Below are 21,814 nucleotides of genomic sequence, written 5' to 3' on the forward strand. Positions count from 1 at the left end.
GCCAGGCCGCCGCCGCCGATCGGCACGAAGATCGCGTGGATCGGGGCCTGATGCTGGCTCAGGATCTCCATGGCGACCGTGCCCTGGCCGGCGATCACGTCCGGGTCGTCGAACGGGTGCACGAAGGTCAGGCCGCGCTCGTCCTGCAGGCGCAGGGCGTGGGCGTAGGTGTCGCTGTAGGACTCGCCCGCCTGCACTACCTCGACGGTCGGGCCGCCGTGGGTGCGCACCGCATCGACCTTCACCTGGGGCGTGGTGACGGGCACGCAGATCACCGCCTTCACGCCCAGCCTCGCCGCCGAGAGGGCCACGCCCTGGGCGTGGTTGCCCGCGGAGGCGGTAATCACGCCGCGCTCGAGCTGCGCGGGGGTGAGCTGGGCCATCTTGTTGTAGGCGCCGCGCAGCTTGAAGGAGAACACCGGCTGGTTGTCCTCGCGCTTGAGCCACACCGCGTTGGCAAGGCGCGCGGAGAGATTGGGCGCGCGCTCCAGCTCGGTTTCGCGGGCCACGTCGTACACGCGGGCGGTGAGGATTCTTTTGAGGTAGTCGTAGCGGCCGGTGGTGCGGGTTCCGGTCTCGGCTTCGACAACGGCGAGGCTGGGTTGGGCGGACATGAAGGCTCCTGTGCTCATTTTTGCTTTGGCCAGGAGGCGGACACAAAAAAACCCGCCTCGTGGGGCGGGTTATTGTCGCTGCTGTCAGACGTGCACTAACCCACCATTCGATGAATGGTGCTAATAATCAGTGCAATCGGGAGGTGGCGGCAGTTCATGGACAAGAGCATCGCCTGGACTGCGGGAGGTTGTCAATCCTTATCGGTCGGGGCGAATCGTATCGAATACGTTTATTTACGTATTAAACGACACGTTTTTATCTGGCCGTGCTCAATTGAGGGAGATCGCGCCCGATTCTTCACTTGAAAGACGTCTCACCATGATCCGACCTACGCCGATTCGTGAAACATTCTAGGAAATACGACACAATCTATTGATTTTTATGAGTTAACTTCGCTTTGCCAAGCTCGGAACCATGTTTCACGGTTTCGATCCTCGGTATCGCAGCGGCTTGCCGGCACCTCAAACCGGTACATGGGTACCGCGGCCCTACTCCGCCGCGGCGTTCCATATCACGCGGCGTCGGGCGTATCGATCTCTGATGCCCACTGCTCAACCATCGCCTTCATCCGCTCCGCAAGCCGCTGCTGGTCAGCCGCTGCGATACCCTTGAGGCTCAGTTCCGCGCGGCCGTCGCCAAACAGCTTCAGTTCACCGAGTGCAACGCCGTCGCGACGATTGAACTGCACGCGCGACTGGTAATGCGTGCGGCGCGGCCCAATGCGGCGCGCGCCAGCCTCTGCGGACGCAGCCGCCTCCAGCTTGCGGACGCTGGCCTTGCCCTCGACCACCTGCTGCAGCCAATGCTCGGCCACCGTTGCCCCGGCGCGGTCGAAAATCAGCTTGATGTTGTACGCGTGCCCGAGGCCCACGTCGTCGCGATTCTGCGCCATGCGCTGAAGCAGAAACGGCGGCAGCGAAGTCAGCGAGATCACCTTGCTGATGTGCTTGGGGTCCTCCCCCACCGCCACGCCCAGTTCCACCTGATCGACGTAGACCCGATCGTCCAGCAGCTTCTTCCACGCGAGGGCGTCGTCGAATACCGTCTGCTCTTCGCGCTCCTTGTTGGCGTGATAGGCGCGCAGATAGAGATTCTGGTTGTCGAGCCCCTCGCGGATGTCGGCTTCAATCGTCTTGTCGCCGCGTGAGCGAGCCGCGCGAATACGCCGCTCGCCATCCACGATCACGTACTTGCCGGGGAATTCAGCGAGACGCGTAACCAGAATCGGCGTGATCTGCCCTTGCTTTTCGAAGCTCTCGGCCAGTTCGTCGATCGTTTCCGCGCTGTAGAACGCGCGCGGGTTATAAGGATTCGAAACGACGTCCTCGACGGCAATCTGCCTGAGCGTATGCGACAGCGCCGGCGTACTGCCCACGTCCGGTTGATTGGCGGCATCGACCTCGACGGCCGCATTCGCATTCACCGCCTCGGCGAGCGCACCGGCGTCGCGCTGGGCGATATTGACGACATCGGCTTCAGCGAGTCGCTCGCCTGCGGAGACACGCTCCGCCGCCATTCCCGCACGAACCTTGCTGGTGAAATTGAGCTTAGCGGCCATCTGCAATCTCCTCTTCTTCCTGAACGAGCGCGATGATTTCGTTGTACACGGCGTTGATTTCGTCCTTGGCGACTTTGGTGCCTCGCACGCCACGAACGTCGAAAACGGTGCGCCCCAGTGCGGCGGTCTGCCGATAGAGCTCGCGCTGTTTGACCGTTGCGGAGAATACGCGGACATTGCTCTCGGCCAGGATGGCGCTCATCTGGGTGTGCAGGAGCGTTTTCGAATTCGATTTATTTAGCAAAATCGCGAATTTTCCCGCAGGATTGGCCACGCGCGTACGCTCGACCAGTTCCATCATGCCTTCGCTACTCCAGATATCGATCGGAGAGGCATCGGTGGGAATAACTGTGGCATCGGCAACGGCGAGCACACGAGCGGTGGTCAGGTCGTTGATGTTCGGCGGGCAATCGACGATCACGACATCGTAGTCATCGGCGAGCGCTGCGATTTCAGGGCCGATCATTTTTTCGAGCTTGTGTATGCTGCCAACGCGGAATGGCAGAGGGGTTTCCGGACCGGCAGCCGCACACCAACTCATGCAGGATTGCTGGCCGTCGGCGTCGGCGACATAGACCTTGTACCCCTCGGACTGAAACGCCCCAGCCAGATTCATCGTAGTCGTGGTTTTACCCACGCCGCCCTTTTGGTTCGCTACGGCGATTACCAGTCCCATTCGGCTCTCCATCAAATGTTCCAGGCGCTGAGATGTCTCTGTGCACTCTCCACGTGGAGACTCCAGCGAAGCAAATCGAAGTCTAACGGGAACTTAAAGTAAATTCTAGGTTTCTTCCCAGATTCGTTGCCTGCTCACAACCTTTTGGCCATTTGGATAAGGATTTGAAGGAGCTTCCGGGATGATCCGGTGAGGTGGAGAGGCAATCGATTGGGTATCGTGCACTCTCCACGTGGAGATCGCGTGTCTGCTCGCGTGGGTGTGTTGATATGTGCAATTATCCAATCGCTTAGTTCCGGTTTAAGGGCGCAAGACGTGAATCTGCCTCTTGATTGGCGGAATGTTCCCAGAGAGTTGAGAACAAAACGCTTCGGGGGAAATGAGATCAGATACGCAAGGCGCTGTGAGATATTGAGAGCTCAGTGGGAGTTAGCGGAAACTCTCCACGTGGAGATCGTGGTGCCGTAGCCAACTCAATGCCGCCAAGGTGTACAGCCAATCTCCACGTGGAGAGTCTGCAAAGTTTTTTGATTGGCTTATCCGGGACCACCCACGGCGATAAGATCAGCACGTACATCGAATCAAACATCGATGAAGCACTTAGCCGCTCTTCCTGGAGCCTCATCAGAGACAGTGATTGCCCCGGCCGGAATCGATCACTATTCAGAATCTCCACGTGGAGATTGCTACAGAGATCTGGCCGATGTGCAGTGTAGTGAGCTCGCCCCGAAGAGATCCCGTAGCTAGTAACCACCCCGGGTGAGAGCGAAGAGAGGAGGGCAAGGCCGGCATTCCCATCACCAACCTCAAACAAGGACGGGCTAGACAAATAACCCTAGATCAAAATAATCGGCAAAATAAACGAAAATCCCAAGCTGGCCGCGCCTCAGCCACCTCAGAATTCCCAGCGGGGCGCCAACCCCGCCAAAACTCATTCGGAACGCGTCTTCAACGCCAGTTCGACATCGACAACCGACGAAGCATCCACTACAGCCTCACCCTGTTGCCCGTTGAGCAGAAACTCGAGCAGATCGGCAGCCGTCGGCTGTCCCCAGGTATCCAGCACCACCCAGCGGAAGAAGTTCGTCGATGCCATCTTCGAAGGCACCTTCGCCGTGGACACCTTCAACTTGTCCATGCCGACGGTTTCGTTGTACCGCTTGATGAGCGCCGTCTGGTCGTCGTACTCGAGTTCGTTGAAGTAGGAGCGCGCCTCGGTAATCTTCGCGGCGATATAGCGATCCTTGACCTGGTCCTGGCTTTCGCGCGCCTTGGCTGTTTCCGCCGCCGCGCCCACTGCCGCATTGGCCCCGGGCAACTGGTAGCCCTGCATCAGCGCCTTGCGGAAATATGCCGCCACATTCGCGAGCGGCGCGGCATTCTTCTGCGCGACGCGTGCGGCCGTGTACGCCACCGCAGTGCGGATCTTCTCTTCGCCGTATTGCTTGAGCAGACGGCGCGCCTCGGAAACCGGAACGCTGAACTTCGCCATCTCGCCAATCAGCACGGTTTCGTTCGCGCGCAGTTCCTGCGAGGGATCGGTCTCCGGCTTGCGCGTGACGCGGAACTGCAGGGAGACGACCGAGCGGCCCACCTTGTGCTCGATCAGTTCGAAGAGATGGTCCGATATCTCGTTCACCTCCTTGATGCAAGGCACGAGCACGCGGCTCTTGAACTGCTTGTAGAGCTTGTACGATTGCGCCGAGGTGTCCTGGCCGAGAATCAGGTCGCGCAGCGTCGCAAGCGGAAAACGCGCGGTCATGCCCACCGCCTCGTAACGCACGACGTTCTCCCACAGCGCGAGCGAGTGCGCTTTCCTGAACTGCCGAGTGATCCGCATATCGATCATCGCGTAGATCTCGGGGTTCAGCAGCTCGCCGCGAATCTGCTCGGAAAAGGTGTAGCGCAATACCGAGCGCTCGAGCTCCGCACCCGCGAGCAGACCGGACGCTTTCCAGATACTGCGCTTGTCCTGAGTGAGGTAGTCCCAGTTGACGACCGTGCTGATCAGCGAGTTGATCGTCTCTTTGACGTACTCGGTGTTGTTGCTGTTCAGATCGACGTCCTGCGAGAGGGCGGAAATGGTGATCTCGAACGACGAGCGGCCCGGTTCGAGCGAATCCTGACGGATGGCGTTCTTGATCAGCGAACTGAACATCTTGCGCTGCTGCAGGCTGATCGACCCGGACTTCGGCGCGATGTGAATCGCCGGGACGGCCTTGCGGAAGAGATCAGGCGGCTGGCCTTGCTGAAATATGAGTGCGCCTTGCTTGTCGGCATCGCCGGCATCGGCCTTCTTTCTTGCCATATGACCCACGGTGTAAGGGAACCTGATCGGTTGGTAACTGTATACCAAGCGACCTGGTGACTCAAGGCCGCGTTCGGGTCCGTGTCCCGGCACGACAGCCGGGACAGGAAACAGTTGACAGCGCAGTGGGGCAGCAGCCTCTCATCGGCCAACGGCGCCGTTCAAAGCCGTGTGGAAGCCGTCCGCAGGCTGTCTTGACGCATCCCATAACATGGGACCTTTGAGTATTCCGGATCGCCAGAAAGTCCCATATCTAGCGACCTCAGTAGTGGAAGTGAGTACTCACTGGGGCACACCTCGATCAAAGGTATCCATCTATGGGATAAAGAGACCTTGCCGAGTTGTCCACAGGGCGACCCGCTCCGCACGAGCGCTATCTCCCACTGCAGGTTACCTCCGAGATTCCCCATAAGTGGCGACCTGTTGAGGGAACGAATCCAGCGAAAAGCCGCCTACGGCCTGACCAGATCTCCCATAACTTGCCACCTTTACGCGATCCCATAACCGGATACCCATTACGGCCGATCCCCTCGCCAGACTCCGGGTAGCAAAGGATACCAGTCTGTGCGGACCAGGCAACCTCAAGAAGGGCAGTGGCCAGGACACCATAAACGGTTACCTCACCGATGTCCCATAACCGGATACCCAAGCGCCCCTCCCTGCATGCCGATTCCCGCGCCAATGTCCTTCCAGCGCCCCATATCCGGTGACCCAAGCGGCATCCCATAGCGCGCTACCTTTGGGTCTCCGGGGTATTTCCACCATAGACCGACACCTTTCTCCCATATCCACAACCCCGAAACCCCATCGCTGGCTACCGAGTTCCCATATCCACAATCCCGAACTCCCATACAAGGTACCCGCAATCCCATAACACGCAACCAAATCGCCCGCAAAGCCTTATCTGGCAAGGCTTTGAGCCGCCTAAAGGTTTACTAAAGTTGTTAAAGCGTTTGAGGTAAACACTGAAACCGGTGTTCGGAGAGAAAGACGTTTCCCAAAACCGGGACCCTATAGACAAGTAAGTGGTCACCAACCTCAGAACCTCCCATTGCCCGCTACCTAAGGCCCCGCGCGGCTGTGGGCTGCCTTCCTGACGGTCGGACTAACCAAGGAATTTCCAAGAATTCACATGGAATTTCGTCTCTAACTCTATGAAGAATCGGAAAAATTACCGGAAAGGGCGCCGAATATGGGAGACGGGACTGGTCAAAGGTACCGCTTTGTGGGAGCTATTGGCGCCGGTACCGACCGGCCAGGCTTCTGTTACCCCGCCTCCGCCGCGAAAATCGACCGACGTTACCGCAAACTTCAAGGAAGTCGATTTCCAGCGAATCGTCGAGCTAACCCACCACAGGTCCCCTTATCCCATATCCGGTTACCTGACTCAGGTCACCAAACATGGGAGTCCGGGAGAGAACCCTCATCGGTGGAATCCTTCCATCCGATCGATGCGGTGACCTTGCGCCACCTCACCATGCGATCCCCAGCGACGGGTCCCACCACGCCACCGGCAAGGTTACCCGTGAGGCGCGGCAGCCGTCTGATGCGGCAGGCAATCGCGCTGATATTCGGCGTGAAGCTTTTGCTCGGCCGTCTGGATATCCGTGGGGTATTCGTCGTCGTCGGCGTAGGGCTGGTAGCCGACCGCCGTCAGCTCGCCCAGCTCCTGCATGAGTTCCGCGTGCGTGACCGTGTGGTGCAGCGGCACGAACGGATACGCATGACATTGTTCCGGCGTGAGATGCGGGCTGGCGAAAGCGCTCACGCTTACCGCGCAGAGCAGGGGAAAGAGCGCATAGCGCAGTCTTCGGATCATGGTGACCTCCTGTGGGTTGACCAAAGCATTCGCGTCCCAGCTTAGGAGGGCACCGCCATCGTGGCGGGCTCAACGGAATGAAACATTCTTCACGGCTTGCCGTTGCACGATGGCCCGTGCGCAAGCGCGCTTTCGGATCGACAGGTTCGAGTCAACGAGTGGTAAGAAGATGACCCGGTCTTCATGGTCATGATGCCGTTGCCGGGACTTGCTCCCACTATGATTGCCCGATAGACGCGGCTTCGCGTCCGCCAGGCCGCCGTTTGTTGTGCGGTTCATTCATAGCCATCGGGGATCGCCATGTCAGTCAGCACCTTCGGGGCGTCGCCGTCTTGTCCTGGCGGCCGCATGGGCCCGGGCATGAGAATGTCCACGAAGCCCCAGACCCTGCTGCGCGGCAACGCCGCCAACCGCACGTCACGGCGAGGCGCGCCATGAGCCTGCCTGGCTGGGCCGCCGGCAAGACGGGGGAGTTCATCCCGGCTTCGCCGCGCGCGGCAACTGCTCCTGCTCCTGCTCGCGACGCGGCCAGCGCTCCGCGCGACATCGCGCACGACCGCTGGCAGACCACCACGTTCCGCTGGTTCGCGGCCTACGCGGCAATCTTCTCGATATCGTTCATGGCACTGCTCGGCGTGATCGAGTTTTCGGTCACGCATGCCATGGAGCGCGAAACGGATAGCGGCCTGCGCTGGCAACTGCGCTATTTCGATTCGCGCTCCGACAATGCCGTTGCGGGCGCAATCGCCGTGCGCCTCAAACGCGACGATCGCGGGCAGAACTCCTATGGCCTCTTCGACGGGGCCGGCCACTGGCTCGCCGGCGATATTCAGGCGCTTCCCGAAGGCCTCGCGCTGGACAGCTACGGCCGCACGTACGAGCACAAGAGCGGCCAGTCCCTCGTCGTCGCTATCGGCGATATGCAGCCCACGCTGCGCGTGATGGGCGAGGTTCGTGCGAACGGCTCGGTGCTCGTGGTGGCGCGCCGGCTTTCGGACGTGCGCCGCGTGCACGACGAACTCATGAAGGCGATCTTCGGCGGCGGCCTGCTGTGCCTCGCCGCGAGCCTGTGCGCGGGGCTCGTGCTGAGCATGCGGCAGATCCGCCGGGTGGCCGAGATCCGCCGCGTGACCGCGCGCATCGCGAGCGGCGATCTCGACCAGCGTCTGCCCGTGGCCGGGCGCGACGAACTCGACATGCTGTCGCACCTCGTGAACCGCATGCTCGACGAAGTCGAGCGCCTGATGGGCGAAGTGAAGAGCGCCTGCGACGGCATCGCGCACGACCTGCGCACGCCGCTCACGCGGCTGCGCCTGCGTCTTTCGACCGCCGCCGACGCCATGGAGCGCCGCGGCGAGCCCGGCGTCGCGCAGGTGCTGGTCGGCGCGCGCGACGAGGCCGACTCGGTGCTCGGCCGCTTCGCGGCGCTCCTGCGCATCTCGGAGATCGGCGCGATGCAGCGGCGCAGCGGCTTCGCTTCGTTATCCTTACCGGACCTCGTGCACGAACTCTGCGACCTCTATGCGCCGCTCGCCGAGGAAAAGTCCCTCACGCTGATCACCTCGATTGCGGCGCCCCCGCCGATTCACGCCGACCGCGCGCTGCTCTTCGAAGCGTTCAGCAACCTGCTCGACAACGCGATCAAGTTCGCGCCCGAAGGCGGCCGCGTGGAGGTGGCGCTGCGCGGGAGCACCGTGGCGGCCCAGGCTGGCGCGCCCGCCGGGCCACAGTTCGTGGTCGCCGACAACGGTCCCGGCATCGCCCCCGACGAACGCAGCGCGGTGCTCGGCCGCTACTACCGCAGCGAGCGCACGCGCCACCTGCCGGGCACGGGCCTCGGCCTCGGCATCGTCTCGGCGATCGTGCGGCTGCACGACTTCAATCTGTCCATCGGCGCCGCACACGAGGGCACGCATACGGGCACGGCCGTGACGATCGACTGCTGGCCGCATCACACCTAGCCCCACGCCTATCCGATGAGAGTCTTGCTGTGCTCTTCCTCCGACACGGAGCGGGCCTATCTGTACAAGGCGTTGAGCGAGAGCCTGAATAGCGTCGAGGTTGCCGACAATCTCTACTATGCGGTCTATCTCGCCTCGCACGAGCCGTTCGATACGGTCATTCTCTGCGCGCCGGGTGCGGACGTGAACGACGGCCTGGGCGACGCGCTGGCCTCGTGCGCGCGGCTGACCGATGCTCCGGCCATCATCCTCGCCCTCACGCGGGCGACGCCTGCCGATTGCGCGCGGCTCCTGCGCGCGGGCGCCGACGCGTGCTTCGTGCAGCCCTGGTCCATTCTCGAGATCCAGGAGCGCATGCTGGCCCTGCAACGCGGCACGCAGGCCACCGCGGCCACGCCGCCCGTGCGCCTCGATCCGCTCACGCGCGACCTTGTCGAAGGCACGCGGCGCGTCTCGCTCACCACGCGCGAGTACCTGCTCGTCGAATGCCTGCTGCGCCAGGCGAGTGCGCCGGTCGCACGCGAGCAGTTGATCCGTTATGCGTGGCCCGAGAAGGGCGATGTCGAGCCGTCCAGCGTGAATCTCGTCGTCTCGCGGCTGCGCCGCAAATTCGAGGCGCACGGCGCCCGAACGTCCATCGAAACCGTGAACCGCTATGGCTATCAGCTCGACATCGAACCTGAAGCGGGGCAATCGGGTGCACAATCTCCGCAATCGTGACGTGGCCGCTCAGATAAGCGGGCACGAGAGCGGCCGCGAGAAAAAGCTTGCATAGTCTGTAAAGTTAAATTTAATTTCATGAAAGGAATCCACGGAAACCCGAGGCCGCGACGGTAAACTTGAGCCTCCTGAAAGGTCGCGCGGGCAGTGCGACGGAGTGTGAGACAGATGAGCCAGGTGCGCGTATTGACGGTGGAAGACGATGCCGTCACAGCCAGTGAAATTGTCAGCGAACTGAAGCAGCGCGGCTTCGAGGTCGACTGGGTCGACAACGGCCGCGACGGCATGGCTCGCGCGATGAGCGACGAGTACGATGCGATCACGCTCGATCGCATGCTGCCCGGCGTCGATGGCCTCTCCATTCTCACGGCCATGCGCACGGTGGGCATCCAGACGCCGGTGCTGATGCTGAGCGCGCTCGGCGACGTGGACGAGCGCGTGCGCGGCCTGCGCGCGGGCGGCGACGACTATCTCACCAAACCCTTCGACCCCGAAGAACTCACGGCACGCCTCGAAGTGCTGCTGCGCCGCCGCCAGGCCGCGACCGTGTCACGCGAAACCGCGCTGCGCGTGGGGCCGCTCGAACTCGACCTGATCTCCCGCAAGGTGCGCCGCGACGGCGAGGAAGTGAACCTGCTGCCCACCGAATACCGCGTGCTCGAATTCATGATGCGCCATGCGGGCAAGACCATCACGCGCACGATGCTGTTCGAAGCCGTATGGGGTTATCACTTCGACCCGGGCACCAATCTGATCGATGTGCACATGGGGCGCCTGCGCAAGAAAATCGATCCGCCGGGCGTGCCGCCGCTCATCCAGACGGTGCGCGGCTCCGGCTACATTCTCGGGTAACTTCGCGTGCAAAGCCGTTCTTTCCCAGCCGCGCCTGTCCGTTCCGGCCGGCGCTGGTACACCACGACGTTTCGCTGGCTGGTGGGCTATACGGCGCTCTTTGGCGTGCTGCTCACCACGCTCGTGGGCTTCATCGCCTGGACGGCGAATGCCTCGATCGAATACGACACCGATTCGATCCTCAAGTGGCAGCTCATCTACTTCGACTCGATTTCCGACGAGAACCTGCCCGGCGCGATCTATCAGCGTCTCGAACACGAACGCATGCATACGAACTACTACGGCCTCTTCACGGCCAGCGGCCAGTACCTGGCCGGCGACATGTTCGAGCAGCCGCCCAGTCTCCAGTTCAGGCGCCAGGGCCGCACGATCGACCACAATCTGCGCCTGCTGGACGGCGGCCCTTCGCCGATCGTGCGTGCGATGGGCGAGGTGCGGCCCAACGGCATGCATCTCGTGGTGGCGCGCGACATGACCACCGTCCTGCGCATTCGCGAAGTCGTGATCCGCACGCTCGTGATGGGCGGCGTGGTGGCGATGCTGGCCGCGGTGGCGGGCGGGTTCGTGCTCGGCATGCGGCAGATCCGGCGCGTGCGCGAGATTCGCCGCGTCACGCAGTGCATTGCGCACGGCGACCTGGACCGGCGCCTGCCGGTGGCCGGGCACGATGAAATCGACATGCTCGCGCATCTCGTCAATCACATGCTCGACGAAGTCGAGCGCCTGATGGCCGAAGTGAAGGGCGCCTGCGACGGCATCGCGCACGACCTGCGCACGCCGCTCGTGCATTTGCACACCATGCTCGCGCGCATTGCGGAGCGCGAGAGCGTGAGCACGGACGTGGAAGGTGCCGCGATGCTCGAACGCGCCCGCACCGAAACCGACCAGTTGCTCGAACGCTTTCGCGCCATGCTGCGCATTTCCGAAATCGGCACGCTGCAGCGGCGCGGCGGCTTTGCGGCCGTCGAGCTTCAACCGCTGATCCAGGATCTCGCGGAGCTCTACGAGCCGCTCGCGGAAAGCCGCGACGTGCGCTTCGCCGTGAGCATCGATCCGGCGCCCGAGATCCACGGCGACCGCGCGCTGCTCTTCGAGGCATTCAGCAACCTCATCGACAATGCGATCAAGTTCGCGCCCCCCGGCGGTGCCGTGAGCGTGAGCTTGCGCGACACCGGGGCGGGGCCGGTCGTCGAGGTGGCCGACAACGGCCCGGGCATCGCCCCGAGTGAGCGCGCCGCAGTGCTGCAACGCTTCTATCGCGGCGACGCCGTGCGCCATCTCCCGGGCTCGGGCCTCGGGCTTTCGGTCGTCGCGGCGGTGCTGCGCGTGCATGACTTCGCACTCACCATCGAGGACGCTCCCGACATGGGCGGCGCAGACGGCACAGGCGGCCCCGGTGCGCGCATGCGCGTGGAATGCTGGCCGCGCGCGCTCGCCTGATCATCCAACGGACGCGAGGCCATGCGCATACTTCTCATCTCACCCAGCCACGCGGAAGGCGCGTGGCTGCAGAAGGCACTGCAGGAAAGCGCCCATAGCCTGCAACGCGCGGACGACCTGCGCGATGGCGTTTTTCTTGCGGGTGAAGAGCCGTTCGATGCGGTGATCGTCGTCGCGCTGGAGAGCGCGTGGCTCACGCCGCTCCTCGACCTGCTTCCCGACCTCGTGGCGGCCACGGGCGGCGCGACCATTCTCACCGTGCTCGGCATCGAAGCCGGGGCGCATGCGCGCTCGCAGGTGCTGCGCGCGGGCGCCGACGCATGCTTTCGCTATCCGTTCTCGTTCATCGAAATGCACGAGCGCATGCTCGCGCTGCTGCGCACGGTGGCGGTTGCCCCCGCTCCCGCGCAAACCGGCAAGGGGGGCTCGGCGACCCCGCAGCTCGACGCCGGCACGCGCGAGATCGTGGAAGGCGAGCGGCGCGCCGAACTCACGCGCCGCGAGTACCTGCTCGTGGAATGCCTGCTGCGCCAACCCAACATGCCGGTGCCGCGCGACCAGATGATTCGCTATGCGTGGCCCGACAAGGACGAAATCGATCCGTCCACCGTCAACCTCGTGGTCTCGCGGCTGCGCCGCAAACTCGAACGCGAGGCCATCGAGGCCCGCATCGAAACCATCAGCCGCTACGGCTATCAGCTCACGCTTTCCGGCGCTGCTGGATGACTCGCGCTCTGCGGGCCGGCACGCGCGCCGATGGTAACCGTTTGTGGGAACCGGTTACCTTTCGCGCCGTGTCCCGTCTATCGTGTGTACGCCAATAGCGATCGCCAAAAGAAAACGGCACGCTTCGCGCGTGCCGTTGCGTTGCATGCGGCAGGTTCCGCTGCTGGCTGCTTAGTGCGAGTACAGCGTGGAATTCAGGTACGCGAGCTGACCGCTTTGCTCCGACTGAATGAGTTCCTGATACACCTGTGCACGGGTCTTCTGCGCGACCGGCTGACCATACGGCGGCACCCAGCCGCCAGGCGCGGCCGTGTCGTTCGACGCGACCTGCGTGGCGGCCGCCGGCTGCGCCGCTTGCGACGCGCTACCCGTGCCGGCGCTTTGCGCGAATGCGGACGGGGTCGCGACGGCACCGGCGAGTGCTGCGATGATCACGAGAGCCTTCATGTGACTTTCCTCCAGTAACGATATGAGTGGGCCGGTAAGCGAATGCGGTGTGGCGCATCCCGGTATGAAAAGAATAATCAGGTGGCCCTATCGAACCTGAAGCAGGCACGTGAAAAAGTGTTTATGTGACAGCGGGCAGTCGGTTAAAAAAGAAAGCCCCGCGTGCGGTGCGCAGGCGGGACTCGTGTGTGCCGGGGGCGGCGCTGGATGGCCCCAGGCGGGCCTACGATGCCGCCTTGGGCGCCGCCAGTGCCTGGGCGCTCCAGCCGCCGCCAATGGCCTGTATGAGGCCCACGGTGGCATCGAGCCGGCGCGTGTCGAGTTCGAGCGAGTCGATCTGCGTGGTCAGCTCCGTGGTCTGCGCGGTCACGACGTCGAGATAGCTCACCACGCCGTCACGGTAGCGCGACATCGAAAGCGTGAGCGTGCGTTGCGCCGCCGTGAGCGCTTCGTCTTCGCGCTGGGCCTCGTCGCCCAGATGATGCAGCAGCGCGAGGTTGTCCTCCACCTGCTGGAACGCGTTGAGCACGGTCGCCTTGTACTCCGCGCCGTTCTCGTCGAGCCTGGCGCGCGCGCCGCGCACGAGCGCCGCGCGCTTGCCGCCGTCGAAGATCGTTGCCATCAGGCTCGGGCCGATCGACCACATCTCGTTGGGCGCGGCGATCCAGGGCGAGAACGTGTCGCTCTGGAAGCCCGCGTCGAGGCCCAGCGAGAGATCGGGAAAGTATGCGGCCTTCGCCACGCCGATCTCGGCGTTGGCGGCGGCCACGCGGCGCTCCGCGGCCGCGATGTCGGGGCGGCGCTCCAGCAGCGCGGAGGGCAGGCCGGCGGGCAGGTTCGGCAGATGCGGGCTGGCCGTGTCCGGCGGTACGCCGAACTCCGAGGCCGGCACGCCGATAAGCGTGGCGATCGCGTGCTCGTAGAGCGCGCGGCGCGCCTTCACGTCGTCGGCCTTCGCCTGGGCGGAGGCGAGCTGCGTCTGCGCGCGCGAGACGTCGAGCGGCGAAGCGATGCCGCCGTGATAGCGGCTCTCGGTCAATTGCAGCGCGCGCTGATAGGCGGCAATGGTGTCGTCGAGCAGCTTCGACTGCTGGTCGAGTCCGATCAGATCGAACCACGTGATGGCGAGCTTTGCCTGCAGGCTCAGTTGCAGCGAGGCGAGGTCCGCCTCGCTCGCCTCGCTCGACGCCTGGCCCGCGCGCACTTCGTTGCGCACCTTGCCCCACAGGTCGAGGTCGTAGCCGATGCCCACGTCGAGCGTATTCGAGCCGTACACGTTCGGCTGATCCGAACCGCGCAGCGGACGCAGCGCGGACTGCCGGTCGCGCTCCACGTCTACGCCCGCGCCCACCGTGGGCAGCAGAGCCGAGCGCGCCTGCGCCACGAGCGCATCGGCTTCGTCGTGACGCGCGAGCGCGGCGGCGATGTTGGGATTGGCCTTCGCCACCTGCGGTTCGAGCCGGTCGAGCCGGGTGTCGCCGAACACGCGCCACCAGCCGTTGCGCGGCAGGTGGTCGGCGGGCTCGGCGGTCTGCCAGTTGCCGGCTTCCTTGAACTGCGTAGGGATGGCGGTAGCGGGCACGCGATAGACCGGTGCGAACGAACATGCCGAAAGCAGCGTGGCCATCGCGAGCGCGATGGCGCGCAGCCCGCCGGGAATGCGCACTGCCTTAACCATGAGCGGGCTCCGCGTTGCGTGCGAGCGGCGTGCCGTCCACCGAGACTTCTGCGAGCCGCACGACGTCGCCGTTGGAAAGCGAGTCGGGCGGATTGTCGATCACGCGCTCGCCTGCGTGCAGCCCCGAGGCGATCTCCACGCGCGTGCCGTAGTCGGTGCCGATGGTCACGTCGCGCAACTGCACATGATCGTTCTTGTCCACCACGGCCACCTGCGTGCCGTGCGCGCGGAAGATCAGCGTGCTTGCCGGCACGGACAGCGCGCCCGGGTTGCCTGGCATCGAAAGGTGCACCTCGGTGTATTCGCCGGGGAAGAGCAGGCCCTGCTTGTTGTCCACGGCGAGCTGCACGAGCAGCGTGCCCGAGGCCGGCGTGATCGAATGATCGGTGTCCACGAGCGTGGCGTCGAACTGCTCGCCGGGCCGCTCCGGCACCGAGAGCGTGGCCTTCATGCCGGGCTGGATGGCTGCCGCGTCGCTTTGCGGCACGCTCACATAGACGCGTAGCTGTTTCGCATCCGAAACCGTGAAGAGCTCCGGCCCGCTGCCGCTGCCCGCGTCGATCAACTGGCCGACGTCGGTCTTGCGCGCGGTGACGACGCCGTCGAACGGCGCCGTAATGCGCTTGAACGATTCGAGCGCTTCGAGCCGGCGCACGTTGGCCTCGTTCGCATCGACCGTGGCCTGCTTCGCGAGCAGGTCGGAGTTTTTTTCGTCGGCGTCCTGCTGCGAGACCGATTCCTGCCTGAGCATCTCGGTCCAGCGCTTCGCCGTGACGGCGGCGAGCTTTTCGGTGGCGATCGAGTTCTGAAGATCGGCCTTCGCCTGCTGCAATTGCTGGTCGAGGTCCGGCGTGTCGATCACGGCGAGCAGTTGCCCGGCCTTTACCTGCGTGCCGATATCGGCATACCACGCATGCAGGTAGCCCGAGACGCGCGCGTAGATCGGCGCGTTGATATAGGCGGCGAGGCGCCCCGGCAGCACGAGCGGCTGTGACGCGGGGCCCGGTTGCGGCTCTACGGTGGCGACGGTCGGAATGGCGGCGGCCTCGGTCCAGGCGGTCAGTTCCTGGTGCGCGTGCACGCGGCTGAAGATGCCGCCGGACACGACGCCCGCGGCGATCAGGAGCGCCGCGGCGGCGACGGATTTCAGGTGGCGTAGCGGCTGCGGCGAGGAGATCTCGACTTCGTTAGACATGGGATTCTCCCGTTTCGAGGACAAGTTGTTCGAGTTGGGCGGTAGCGGTGGCCGGATCGTCGTGCGGGTCGCGATGCGGGCGGTTGCCGTGCGGGTCGCCGCGGTGCTCGCGGTGCTCGCCGCGTTCGCCGCGGTCGCGTCGATGGACGAGGCTGAACACCACGGGCACGAACAGCAGCGTGGCGCAGGTCGCGCAGATGAGGCCGCCGATCACGGCGCGGCCGAGCGGCGCGTTCTGCTCGCCGCCGTCACCCATGCCGAGCGCCATCGGCGCCATGCCGATAATCATGGCGAGCGCCGTCATCAGCACCGGGCGAAAGCGCGTGAAGCCCGCCTCGAGCGCGGCGCGCATGGCGTCGCCGGTGGCGGCGAGCCGTTCGCGCGCAAACGACACCACCAGAATGGCGTTCGCCGTCGCCACGCCCATGCAGAGAATCGCCCCCGTGAGCGCGGGCACCGAGAGCGGCGTGTGCGTGGTGAACAGCATCCACACGATGCCCGCGAGCGCGGCCGGCAGCGCGGTGACGATCACGAACGCATCGCTCCACGAGTGGAAGTTCACGACGATGAGCAGATAGATCAGCAGCACCGCGCCGGCGAGGCCGAGAAGCAGGCCGCTGAACGCGCTGTTCATGGTTTGCACCTGGCCGCGCATCGTGACGACCGAACCCTTGGGCACGTCTTTCGCCGTGGCCTTGATGACCTTGCCGATCTGCGAGGACACCGAACCGAGATCGGCGCCCTGCGTGGTGGCGTAGATGTCGAAGAGCGGTTCGATGTTGTAGTGCGACACCACGGCCGCGCTCACGCCGCGCTGGATCGTTGCGACGCCGCCCAGGATCTGCGAGCCGCCGTCCTTGCCGGTGACCGGCAGGTTCTCCAGATCGGAGAGCGAGGTCATGCGGTATTGCGGCGTTTGCGCGACGATCGGATAGGACACGCCGTTCTTCGGATTCAGCCAGAACGTGGGCGAGACCTGGCTCGTGCCCGAGAGGCTCGCCACCACCGAATTGGTCACGTCCTGCTCGGTGATGCCGAGTTCGTCGGCGCGCGAGCGGTCCACGGACACCGTGAACTGCGGATACGTCGAGGCCTGCTGGATGCGCGTATCGGCAATGCCGGGAATCGTGCGCATGCGGCGCAGCAGTTCGTTCGCGTACTTCTGGTTGGCGTGCTGGTTCGGGCCGCTCACCTGCACGTCGATCGGGGCCGGCGCGCCGAAGTTCAGGATCTGGCTCACGATATCCGCGGGCAGGAACGAGAACGTCGTGCCCGGAAAGAGGCGCGGCAGTTGCGTGCGCAACTCTCGCACGTACCGGGCCGTGGGCGCATGCGATTTCGCGAGCGAGATCAGGATGTCGCCGTCTTGCGGGCCGATCGTGCCGCTGTTGTTGTACGTGAGGTTGATGCCGCTATTGGGCAGGCCGATGTTGTCGATCACGTTGGCAAGCTGATCGGGCGGAATCGCCTGGCGCACCGTGGCCTCGATGTGATCGAAGAGGTCGGCCGTATCTTCCACGCGCGTGCCGAGCGGTCCGCGTACGTGAATTTCGATCTCGCCCGAATCCACGCCCGGAAAGAAGTTGCGGCCGAGGAACGGCGTGAGGCCGAACGAGAGCACGACGATCAGAAGAAAGCCCGTAATGAAGCGCTTGCGGTTCGTGAGCGCGGCGCCGAGGATCACGCGGTAGCCCGCGCGGATGCGCTCGAAGCGATGCTCGAACGCGCGCTGGAAGCGCACGAGCGGATTGCGCGAGACGGGCGCACGCGCATGCGCGCCGTGCGGCGCCATGACGGCAGCGAGTTCGCCCGACGCATGGCCTTGCGAAGCGTGCGGCTTGAGCAGGTAGCTCGCCATCATCGGCACGAACGTACGCGAGAGCACGAAAGACGCGACCATCGCGAAGATCACCGCCTCGGCCATCGGCACGAACAGGAAGCGGGCAATGCCGTTGAGCAGCAGCATCGGCACGAACACAATGCAGATGCAGAGCAGCGAGACGAGCGCGGGCATGACGATCTGCGCCGCGCCGTCCATGATCGCGCTGCGTACGTCCTTGCCCTGTTCCAGGTGCCAGTTGATGTTCTCGATGGTGACCGTTGCGTCGTCCACGAGTATGCCAACCGCGAGCGCGAGGCCGCCCAGCGTCATCACGTTGAGCGTTTCGCCGCAGGCGGCGAGTCCCGCAATCGCAGCGAGCACGGCAAGCGGAATGGAGGCGGCGATGATGAGCGTGGAGCGCCAGCTGCCGAGAAAGAGCAGGATCATGGCCGAGGTGAGCGCCGCGGCGATCACGCCTTCGCGCGCCACGCCGCTCACGGCGCCCTTCACGAACACCGACTGGTCGGAGAGTGCGACGAGCTTGAGGCTCGGCGGCAGCGACGCTTCGATGCGCGGCAGCTTGCTCTTCACGCCCGCGATGATGTCGAGCGTGGACGCCGAACCGTTTTTCATGATGCTCATGAGCACCGCGCGGTGGCCGTCCACGCGCACGATATTCGTTTGCGGTGGATAGCCGTCGCGCACGTGAGCAACGTCGCGCATGTAGATCACGGCGCCGTCCACGGTCTTGATCGGCAGGGCGTTGAGCTGTGCGATCGTGAGCGGGCTGTTGTTCAGGCGGATGTTGTACTCGATGCGGCCGATCTTCTGCGTGCCGGCCGGGATGATCTGGTTCTGCTGCGCAAGCGCATTCGCCACGTCCTGCGCGGAAAGCTTCTTCGCCTGCAGTGCCTGCGGATCCAGATCGATCTGCACCTCGCGCACCTTGCCGCCATACGGCGTGGGGATGGCGACGCCGGGCACCGAAAGCAGCTGCGGCCGGATGAAGTTGGTGGCGTAGTCGGCCAGCTTCTGCTCGTCGAGCGTGTTGCTCGTGAGCGCGAGTTGCAGCACGGGCACCGTGGAGGCGTTGTAGTTCAGGATCTGCGGTGGCGTCGTGCCGGGCGGCATCTGCTTGAGCACGGTTTGCGAAACCGAGGTCACCTGGGCCGTGGCGGTGCGGATATCGACATTGGGCTGGAAGAAGATCTTCACCACGCCATAACCGCGGAACGACTGCGACTCGATGTGCGCCACGTCGTTGACGGTGGTGCCGAGCGTGCGTTCGTAGTAGCTGACGATCCGTCCCGCCATGTCGTCGGGCTGCAGGCCCGCGTAGTTCCAGACCACGCTGATGACCGGAATGCGGATATCGGGAAAGATGTCGGTGGGTGTGCGTAACGCGGCGAGCGGGCCGGCTAGCAGGATCAGCAAGGCCAGTACGATGAACGTGTACGGACGGTTCAACGCAAGCCGGACGAGTTTCAACATCAGGGGGCTCCGTTCAGAACATCGGCGCCGGTCTTCCCGTCAAGCGGTTGGGAGGACCGACGCTGATATTTTGTGCGGCGCGGTGTAACGTCCGGCAGCCAATTTAATGAAACAACTTTTAGTTGGCGTATCGCCTTGTTTAAAAAGGACTACTGATCGCTGTGGGGAAAATCGATGCGCGTCGTTGGCAGCGTAGTCAGCCGAGCAGGTAGCCGGAGCCGCGTATGGTGCGGATCAGCGAGGGCTCGCCCGGCGTATCCACGCGGTTGCGCAGGCGCCCGACATGCACGTCCACGAGATTGGTGCCGGGATCGAAGCGGCCGCCCCATACGCCTTCGAAGATCATCGTGCGGGTGAGGACCTGGCCCGCGTGGCGCATCATGAATTCGAGCACGCGCAATTCGGTGGGGCGCAGGCGCAAGACCCGGTCGCGGCAGGTGAGCTTGCGCTTGACGAGGTCGAGTTCGAGCGGCCCCACGCGCAGCACGGTTTCCGTCGAAGCGGGCCGCGTGCGCCGGCGCACGAGCGCTTCGAGGCGCGCGGACATTTCGTCGACGGAGAAGGGCCGCGTGAGGTAATCGTCGCACCCGGCGCGCAGGCCCTGAATGCGTTCTTCCACGCCGGTCGTGGAACTCATCACGAGCACGGGGGTTTCGATGCCCACGCCGCGCATGGTGGTGACGATGGTGAGACCGTCGAGATCGGGCAGGCGCCGCTCGAGCGCGACCACGTCGTAGTCGCCGGCCATCACCATGGCGATGCCTTCGCGCCCGGAGCGGGCGACATCGACGGTGAAACCGGTGGAGGCGAGCGTGGGAACGACGCTTTGCTCGGTCGTGGCGTCGTCTTCAATGGTCAGTATTCTGGGCATGGCCATCCAGGTTTCGTGACGGGAGAACGGGGTCGAGCGGGAGCATCAGGCAACGGCGCGCAGCGTTACCGGGGCGCTCTGCGTGATGCTCGCGCGGAACTGCTCCACGGCGAAGTCGATAAAGCTGCGCACCTTCATGGTCAGATAGTTGCGGCCCGAGTAGACGATGGAGATGTGCTGCATGCCGCCGTTCACGTCGAACTGGTTCAGCACGGGCAGGAGCGTGCCGCGGGCGATGTCGTCGGCGACGATGGGCAGCGGCAGCAGCGCGATGCCCATGTCGGCGAGTGCCGCCGTGCGCACCATGGCATAGCCGTTCGCCGTGAGCGGGCCGTTCACGTTCACGCGCTGTATGCCCTCGGCGTTCGAGAACTCCCACGTGCGCGGCGAATCGGAAACGGCGAGCAGATCGTGCTGCGCGAGGTCGGCGGGCGTGCGCGGGGCGCCGCGGCGCGACAGATAGGAGGGCGAAGCGACCGTGATTTCCTTCACCGAGGTGAGCTTGCGGCTCACGAGCGACGCGTTGACCGTGTGGCGGTCGGTGGCGAAGCACACGTCGTAGCCGCCTTCGATCATGTCGATATGCGTGTCGTAGGCAGTGATGTCGAAATCCACGCGCGGATTCGACGCGCGATACGCGCCGAGCAGCCCGGCAAGCCCCGAATTCGCGAACACGGCGGGGGCCGCCACGCGCAGCACGCCGCTCGGGTCGCGCGTGGCGCGCACGAGCTCGGACTCCACCTGGTCGAGCTTTTCGATCACGGCGCGGCAGCCGTCCAGGTAGAGCCGCCCCGCTTCGGTCAGCGAAAGACTGCGTGTGGAGCGATTCAGAAGGCGCATGTTCAGATGCGCTTCGAGCATGCCGACGCTGCGCGTGACTGCGGCCGCGGACATGCCGAGCTGCTTGCCGGCAAGGCTAAAGCTGCTCAGATCGACGACGCGCGTAAAGACGCGCATGGCTTGGAGCTGGTTCATGGGCGAGTCCGTCGTGGTGGTTGATGCCTGGGGGCTTCGATGGCCGGGTTGGGCCAGGGCGAGCGCGGCCCGCAACGTCTGTGCGTCGCTTCGGTCACGCTCGCGGCGTGATGCCTCGGTTTGGGTTGCGGGTTAGTTCGGCAAGGCGTGTGCTTCGTGCTCGGCGGCCACTTCGTGCGCCGCGATCGCGGCCTTGAGCCGCAGCATGCTTTCGGTGGGAATCGCGAATCCGGCCCAGCCGAGCCCCGTATGGCGCAGAAACACCACGGCGCCATCGAACATGGGATTGCGTTCGGTGTACCAGCTCGGATCGACCTCGATCACATACTGGTGCGAACGCGAGAGCTGGTCCGGCACGGCCGGGCGCATTTGCGCGCGCAGCTTCGAGAGTTCTTCGATCAGCCCGTCCAGGTCCGCCGCATCGAGCAGCGCGGCGTTGCCATCCACATTCACGCAGACCGCGTGCTCACCGTATTGGTTGATCAGTTCGACCGACATCGGCTTGTGCATCTGTTATTCCTCGCAGTCCTGAAACTGGAAAGAATTATCGGTGCCGGGTCGATGTCAGTGTTTTAAGTTCCCGCTGACTCAAGATGAAAACTAATTTAGTAACCGACGATCTGCCTGCCGCGACTTGCAGATGGATTTCGGTGCAATGGC

At 64.2% G+C, this 21,814-nt stretch carries 17 protein-coding genes; 5 read left to right on the forward strand and 12 right to left on the reverse strand.

Annotated elements, in window-relative coordinates; translation table 11 throughout:
• From BFE01S_RS28130 to BFE01S_RS28150, 5 genes are all read right to left on the reverse strand, one after another.
• The coding region (locus BFE01S_RS28130; protein WP_028228374.1) for a pyridoxal-phosphate dependent enzyme at positions 1-614 on the reverse strand (614 nt) is incomplete at its 3' end.
• A 512-nt stretch (positions 615-1,126) separates the two neighbouring features.
• Complete coding sequence (locus BFE01S_RS28135; protein ID WP_028228375.1) at positions 1,127-2,173, reverse strand: ParB/RepB/Spo0J family partition protein; 1,047 nt, start codon at positions 2,171-2,173, stop codon at positions 1,127-1,129.
• Complete coding sequence (gene parA, locus BFE01S_RS28140) at positions 2,163-2,849, reverse strand: ParA family partition ATPase (protein ID WP_028228376.1); 687 nt, start codon at positions 2,847-2,849, stop codon at positions 2,163-2,165. Before parA ends, BFE01S_RS28135 begins: the two co-directional genes overlap by 11 nt.
• Before the next feature lie 931 nt (positions 2,850-3,780).
• On the reverse strand, positions 3,781-5,157 hold the full coding sequence (locus BFE01S_RS40465; RefSeq protein WP_063834450.1) for a replication initiation protein: 1,377 nt from the start codon (positions 5,155-5,157) through the stop codon (positions 3,781-3,783).
• Between the two features lie 1,519 nt (positions 5,158-6,676).
• The gene (locus BFE01S_RS28150; protein WP_042338825.1) at positions 6,677-6,976 is read right to left on the reverse strand and encodes a DUF4148 domain-containing protein; all 300 of its coding nucleotides are present in this window, start codon (positions 6,974-6,976) and stop codon (positions 6,677-6,679) included.
• Between the two features lie 434 nt (positions 6,977-7,410).
• On the opposite strand from BFE01S_RS28150, the gene BFE01S_RS28160 reads away from it, so the two are divergent.
• The 5 genes from BFE01S_RS28160 to BFE01S_RS28180 all read left to right on the forward strand — a co-directional run bounded on the left by BFE01S_RS28160 (position 7,411) and on the right by BFE01S_RS28180 (position 12,675).
• A complete protein-coding gene (locus tag BFE01S_RS28160) occupies positions 7,411-8,937 on the forward strand; it encodes a sensor histidine kinase (protein WP_084170201.1) in 1,527 nt (508 codons plus the stop codon).
• Between the two features lie 15 nt (positions 8,938-8,952).
• Positions 8,953-9,657 (forward strand): response regulator transcription factor, encoded by a 705-nt coding sequence (locus tag BFE01S_RS28165; protein ID WP_028228379.1) that lies wholly within the window; start codon positions 8,953-8,955, stop codon positions 9,655-9,657.
• A gap of 177 nt (positions 9,658-9,834) precedes the next feature.
• Positions 9,835-10,509 (forward strand): response regulator transcription factor, encoded by a 675-nt coding sequence (locus BFE01S_RS28170; protein WP_028228380.1) that lies wholly within the window; start codon positions 9,835-9,837, stop codon positions 10,507-10,509.
• Positions 10,510-10,515: 6 nt separating this feature from the next.
• On the forward strand, positions 10,516-11,949 hold the full coding sequence (locus BFE01S_RS28175; RefSeq protein WP_042338827.1) for a HAMP domain-containing sensor histidine kinase: 1,434 nt from the start codon (positions 10,516-10,518) through the stop codon (positions 11,947-11,949).
• Between the two features lie 21 nt (positions 11,950-11,970).
• Positions 11,971-12,675 carry a winged helix-turn-helix transcriptional regulator gene (locus BFE01S_RS28180; RefSeq protein ID WP_028228382.1) on the forward strand — a complete coding sequence of 235 codons (705 nt, stop codon included), beginning with the start codon at positions 11,971-11,973 and terminating at the stop codon, positions 12,673-12,675.
• A 171-nt stretch (positions 12,676-12,846) separates the two neighbouring features.
• Here BFE01S_RS28180 and BFE01S_RS28185 read toward each other — a convergent pair whose 3' ends face one another.
• The 7 genes from BFE01S_RS28185 to BFE01S_RS28215 all read right to left on the reverse strand — a co-directional run bounded on the left by BFE01S_RS28185 (position 12,847) and on the right by BFE01S_RS28215 (position 21,664).
• On the reverse strand, positions 12,847-13,122 hold the full coding sequence (locus BFE01S_RS28185) for a DUF4148 domain-containing protein (protein WP_028228383.1): 276 nt from the start codon (positions 13,120-13,122) through the stop codon (positions 12,847-12,849).
• Positions 13,123-13,345: 223 nt separating this feature from the next.
• Complete coding sequence (locus BFE01S_RS28190) at positions 13,346-14,800, reverse strand: efflux transporter outer membrane subunit (RefSeq protein ID WP_042338829.1); 1,455 nt, start codon at positions 14,798-14,800, stop codon at positions 13,346-13,348.
• Positions 14,793-15,995 (reverse strand): efflux RND transporter periplasmic adaptor subunit, encoded by a 1,203-nt coding sequence (locus BFE01S_RS28195; RefSeq protein ID WP_028228385.1) that lies wholly within the window; start codon positions 15,993-15,995, stop codon positions 14,793-14,795. Before BFE01S_RS28195 ends, BFE01S_RS28190 begins: the two co-directional genes overlap by 8 nt.
• Positions 15,988-19,308 (reverse strand): efflux RND transporter permease subunit, encoded by a 3,321-nt coding sequence (locus tag BFE01S_RS40470; protein ID WP_084170203.1) that lies wholly within the window; start codon positions 19,306-19,308, stop codon positions 15,988-15,990. Before BFE01S_RS40470 ends, BFE01S_RS28195 begins: the two co-directional genes overlap by 8 nt.
• Positions 19,309-19,504: 196 nt before the next feature.
• A complete protein-coding gene (locus BFE01S_RS28205; RefSeq protein WP_028228386.1) occupies positions 19,505-20,179 on the reverse strand; it encodes a response regulator transcription factor in 675 nt (224 codons plus the stop codon).
• 45 nt (positions 20,180-20,224) lie between these two features.
• On the reverse strand, positions 20,225-21,154 hold the full coding sequence (locus BFE01S_RS28210) for a LysR family transcriptional regulator (RefSeq protein WP_028228387.1): 930 nt from the start codon (positions 21,152-21,154) through the stop codon (positions 20,225-20,227).
• Positions 21,155-21,286: 132 nt separating this feature from the next.
• Positions 21,287-21,664, reverse strand: coding sequence for a hypothetical protein (locus BFE01S_RS28215; protein ID WP_028228388.1), 378 nt, complete (start codon positions 21,662-21,664; stop codon positions 21,287-21,289).
• Positions 21,665-21,814: the final 150 nt, after the last annotated feature.

Source organism: Paraburkholderia ferrariae NBRC 106233, assembly GCF_000685035.1.
Lineage (GTDB): Bacteria > Pseudomonadota > Gammaproteobacteria > Burkholderiales > Burkholderiaceae > Paraburkholderia > Paraburkholderia ferrariae.

Excerpts from the sequence above, each read along its gene's own strand:
- BFE01S_RS28190 (WP_042338829.1), bottom strand. The coding sequence starts at position 14,800 with ATGGTTAAGGCAGTGCGCATTCCCGGCGGGCTGCGCGCCATCGCGCTC.
- BFE01S_RS40470 (WP_084170203.1), bottom strand. The coding sequence starts at position 19,308 with ATGTTGAAACTCGTCCGGCTTGCGTTGAACCGTCCGTACACGTTCATC.
- BFE01S_RS28180 (WP_028228382.1), top strand. The coding sequence starts at position 11,971 with ATGCGCATACTTCTCATCTCACCCAGCCACGCGGAAGGCGCGTGGCTG.
- BFE01S_RS28205 (WP_028228386.1), bottom strand. The coding sequence starts at position 20,179 with ATGCCCAGAATACTGACCATTGAAGACGACGCCACGACCGAGCAAAGC.
- BFE01S_RS28160 (WP_084170201.1), top strand. The coding sequence starts at position 7,411 with ATGAGCCTGCCTGGCTGGGCCGCCGGCAAGACGGGGGAGTTCATCCCG.
- BFE01S_RS28135 (WP_028228375.1), bottom strand. The coding sequence starts at position 2,173 with ATGGCCGCTAAGCTCAATTTCACCAGCAAGGTTCGTGCGGGAATGGCG.
- BFE01S_RS28195 (WP_028228385.1), bottom strand. The coding sequence starts at position 15,995 with ATGTCTAACGAAGTCGAGATCTCCTCGCCGCAGCCGCTACGCCACCTG.
- BFE01S_RS28210 (WP_028228387.1), bottom strand. The coding sequence starts at position 21,154 with ATGAACCAGCTCCAAGCCATGCGCGTCTTTACGCGCGTCGTCGATCTG.
- BFE01S_RS28185 (WP_028228383.1), bottom strand. The coding sequence starts at position 13,122 with ATGAAGGCTCTCGTGATCATCGCAGCACTCGCCGGTGCCGTCGCGACC.
- parA (WP_028228376.1), bottom strand. The coding sequence starts at position 2,849 with ATGGGACTGGTAATCGCCGTAGCGAACCAAAAGGGCGGCGTGGGTAAA.
- BFE01S_RS28215 (WP_028228388.1), bottom strand. The coding sequence starts at position 21,664 with ATGCACAAGCCGATGTCGGTCGAACTGATCAACCAATACGGTGAGCAC.
- BFE01S_RS28150 (WP_042338825.1), bottom strand. The coding sequence starts at position 6,976 with ATGATCCGAAGACTGCGCTATGCGCTCTTTCCCCTGCTCTGCGCGGTA.
- BFE01S_RS40465 (WP_063834450.1), bottom strand. The coding sequence starts at position 5,157 with ATGGCAAGAAAGAAGGCCGATGCCGGCGATGCCGACAAGCAAGGCGCA.
- BFE01S_RS28165 (WP_028228379.1), top strand. The coding sequence starts at position 8,953 with ATGAGAGTCTTGCTGTGCTCTTCCTCCGACACGGAGCGGGCCTATCTG.